Source organism: Bartonella sp. 220B (assembly GCF_026930205.1).
Lineage (GTDB): Bacteria > Pseudomonadota > Alphaproteobacteria > Rhizobiales > Rhizobiaceae > Bartonella.
The window spans coordinates 1-3699 of sequence record NZ_JANHOI010000034.1 but is presented as its reverse complement, the minus strand read 5'-3'; the positions used below and the strand labels follow the sequence as shown (position 1 = coordinate 3699).

The 3699-nt window shown below is 36.1% G+C and carries 2 protein-coding genes and 3 pseudogenes; all 5 read right to left on the bottom strand.

Annotation, left to right across the window (positions count from 1 at the left end):
- Window positions 1-327 precede the first annotated feature (327 nt).
- A complete protein-coding gene (locus NPX99_RS08390) occupies window positions 328-684 on the bottom strand; it encodes a hypothetical protein (protein WP_269031383.1) in 357 nt (118 codons plus the stop codon).
- Window positions 685-842: 158 nt separating this feature from the next.
- Window positions 843-2687: pseudogene (locus NPX99_RS08385) on the bottom strand (DUF6990 domain-containing protein); the annotation flags it as partial.
- Window positions 2678-2839: pseudogene (locus NPX99_RS08380) on the bottom strand (SMI1/KNR4 family protein); the annotation flags it as partial. The pseudogenes NPX99_RS08385 and NPX99_RS08380, both read right to left, overlap by 10 nt.
- Window positions 2836-3318 (bottom strand): SMI1/KNR4 family protein, encoded by a 483-nt coding sequence (locus NPX99_RS08375; protein WP_269031382.1) that lies wholly within the window; start codon window positions 3316-3318, stop codon window positions 2836-2838. The pseudogene NPX99_RS08380 and the gene NPX99_RS08375, both read right to left, overlap by 4 nt.
- A gap of 101 nt (window positions 3319-3419) precedes the next feature.
- A pseudogene (locus tag NPX99_RS08370) lies at window positions 3420-3699 on the bottom strand (SMI1/KNR4 family protein); the annotation flags it as partial.

The following is a 3699-nucleotide window of genomic DNA, read 5'->3' as shown; positions in this document are numbered from 1 at the left end:
TATGGGGCTTATGGATTAGCCCGTTGCCCTGCTCATGATGATAGGTCGCCTAGTTTAGGCATTTCTAATGGAAATGACGGGCATCCCTTACTTTATTATTATGCCGGTTGCTCTTTATGTAAGCTATATTATACTGTGGTAACAGTTTCTCAGCCGAATTAGAAAACGCTATAACCGTTGTTGACGACATGCCGTTATAGGTAGGCTATAGGCAAAAACAAAAAGTTCACGCGCTGATATTGCCACACCTATTCGTAAATTCTACGAGGCTAAGCATCTCGTCCAACACGAGATGCTTTCTTTATCAAGAGCTTCTATCTCTCTTTACTACTTTCCATTAATAGAACATGATAAAAGTATGAAAGAAGGATCCTTTTCATGCGGGTTAAACAGATTACAACCACTCCCTAACCCCAATATACGAAGAAAGGGATAGGAAAATGCTCCAACTAGAAATCTGTCTTCTCTATTTCTAAAGAGGTCTATTCTCTCAGGAATAATAATTTCTGAAAGAAGTTTTTTCTCCCTCTCTCCAATATTATTACCTTGCTTTACAAGTTTTTCCACTATAGCATCTGTACTTGTCCCCCAGCCATTCCCCACCGGCAGTGCACTAGCCGTTATTGGAGATAATACTGAAGAAAAGATAGAAAACAAAGCCGCAGCTAAAATAATACGTTTCATGAAATAAATTCCCAATAAAAAATAAATTTACAAATGCGTTTGCTATGAAATTAAGGCAAATACACATTATGGTCACAGTAAATGCACGTTTTGGTTATAATTGTCAATAAATAAATTATAGTTTTTTATTGCTCAGATTCAGCCATTAGATTCATATGTTAACGTTTACCATGGTAAGAAGTTTTTGATGAAAAAAGGATATCTATCATCGTACTCTCCATGGTAAGACGATCATCATTATTATCCACTTCATCCACCTCCTCATTCATTAGTAACAGATGCTATCTTGGAGACAAGAGGTGTAGTTTGTGGATCAAGGGATAAAATCGGAGCGTTTTTGGGAAAACCAGTCCGATAACGCCGTGCAAGAGTAAGGACGTTATCAATAATATGTGCTATGTTTTCCCTTATCAAATTTGAAAAGTTTTTATCCTTCAAACTTTCCTTATAAAATTTGAGTTTTTCAACATCCCCAATAAGAATAAGTGCAATAAGGTGCAACTTCGCAAAATCATATTCACTGTCTGGGGACAAAGCTGCATAATCATAGATGATTTGATTCACATCTTGCTGATCAGCCCATTCAAGAACATCCGCACTGATCTGCTGCAATTTTCCTTCATCCAATTCAGTACTAAAAACTGCATAAACTGCTTCTGATTCTTTAAGAACGGTATATTGGGGAGTATCGATGAAAATAGATCGATAAGCTGTAGAAAAACCAAGTGTTGAAAGAAAAACCTTGAAGGTAACAAGTGGTGTCTCTCCTTTTTTATCAAGGTCGTACACTATATTAATGATAAGATCTTTCTTTATAAAATAAGCATTGCGATCATAGTCCTTATCGCGATAAACTGTCCACCCTATCCTTTTTAAGTTTTCAGAAACTATATTAAGAAAAGACAAATCTTGCAAACTAAGACGATCATCTATGGCTTTTCGCTCATTAAGGATTTTCAGGTATTCTTCAGCAAATTGAACGGCCTGGTTAATATATCTCTCTACTTCTCTGTCATCCAAAATCTCAGAAATCGTACCTTCTTCTAAAAAGTTTTGATAAGATTTCAGGACATCAATTTGACCTGTCAATGCTAAACAAGCCAAATGCCAGACTATATCTATATTGTAACTATATTTTTGGATAAGTGTTCTGCTTTCTATTGATGCTTGTAAATCCTGGGCACGTGCCCACTGCATTATCCGCTCAGAGATTTTGATAAGCTCTTGCTCATCTAATGTCTCTACACAAATATCAATGCCTTTACCAAAACCACTAAAAATCCCCCCCAATCGTATTAAAAGAATCATAAAGCCCAGTAGGAGAAACACACCAATATTCCTCACTATAATGAATACAACAGAAATCATTTCATTAGATATTTCAGCTTCAATACGGACATTGTAATTATCATGAAGACGTATAAAACCAAAATCAAATTGAATAAAACGATCCGGCAATACCAACCACATTTTCCCAGGCTCCGTTGCAAACCACCCTTGTGTTTTGAGAACGCGCATTGCTGCTGTGAGGCTTATTGAGCGCTGTTTCGGCTTCTTGCGCGTTAGAATATCGTCTAATTCCCCATTTTTATAGGCCTGTGCAAAAAAAGCAGGCGATCATCCGATGTCATTGTTTTATAGTTAGCAAATTCTGGCACAGATAGTTTTGGGGTAGATCTATCACTCCTTAAAGCCTCCATATCACCAAGTAATGCTTGTGCAACGGCAGAATGATTAATAGCTTTCTCGCACAACTTTTTTTCAATATCCTGTGCTTGCGCCCATGCAATCACTTTGTTTAAAGCGGTTGTGATATGGCTTTCGAAAAGATCTGGAGCTTTAACATTAAAGTCCTCCTTCGCGTAAAACAGCACATCTCCATATTTACGCTGTGATTTTTCACCTCTAGAATATTCCCTAGCAAGATAGTAAGCAGCGGTGGTGAAATCAGCCGAAAGCAAAAACTCTTTACCTCTCTCTCCATAATTTTTTACACCAAAGCTTTGTAAGACGTTGTAAACTGCAAACCGAGAGCTTTCTCAGCTTTTTCAATCACGAAATCATCAACAGCAATCTCTTCAGTTCCAAAACTGACAATATCACCTTCATATTTATCAACTAATTCTATGACATCATTTAAGGTATAGGTTTTCATGAATACTCCCCTGCATGGTCCTTAATTCTTTTACAGAGAAATTCATAAAAATTGCTTGCATAATATTGTGGATCTTTAGGTGGAAATTTAAGATAGAGCGGACATTCTCCATCCCGAAACTGAGTATAATCAAAGTAAAATGTCTCACCAAAATCTGTTCTACTCACAACAAGCTGTTCTGGCGTTGCAAAACCTTTTTTTCTGTAGTTTAAGTTTTTGTAAACAATATCATCACTACGAACAATCTCAAAATCTGTATCATAAACGCTACATATTTCCTCACCACCAATTTCTCCTCCTCCATATTTCTTTAAAAAAACTTTATAAGAAGATGTGAATTGTAGACCGAGAGCTTTCTCAGCTTTTTTAATCAGTAGATCATCAGTTTCATTGTCTTCATCGTCTTCAGCCCCAAAATTGATAATATCATTATATTTATCAACTAATTCTCTGACATCATCTAAGGTATAGATTTTCATCGCTGATCCCCCCAGAAGTGATTATTCATTATAGATCACAACTCATTCCCACAGATAATAATGTTTTTCTTTTGATAAGAAAAACTGCCATACGAAGGACATCATTCTATACGAGCTGTAATTCTTTTACAGAGAAATTCATAAAAATTGCTTGCATAATATCGTGGATCTCTAGGTGGAAATTTAAGATAGAGCGGACATTCACCATCCTGAAACTGAGTATAATCAAAGTAAAATGTCTCACCAAAATCTGTTCTACTGACAACAAGCTGTTCTGGTGTTGCAAAACCATGTTTTCTATGATATAAGTTTTTATATACAATATCACCAGCAGGATGATCTTCAAGACTTGCGTTATAAATGCTAAAAATTTCCTCATAG

Bases quoted from the DNA above. Each gene is read 5' to 3' on its own strand.
- NPX99_RS08390 (WP_269031383.1), bottom strand. From the start codon at position 684: ATGAAACGTATTATTTTAGCTGCGGCTTTGTTTTCTATCTTTTCTTCA.
- NPX99_RS08375 (WP_269031382.1), bottom strand. From the start codon at position 3,318: ATGAAAATCTATACCTTAGATGATGTCAGAGAATTAGTTGATAAATAT.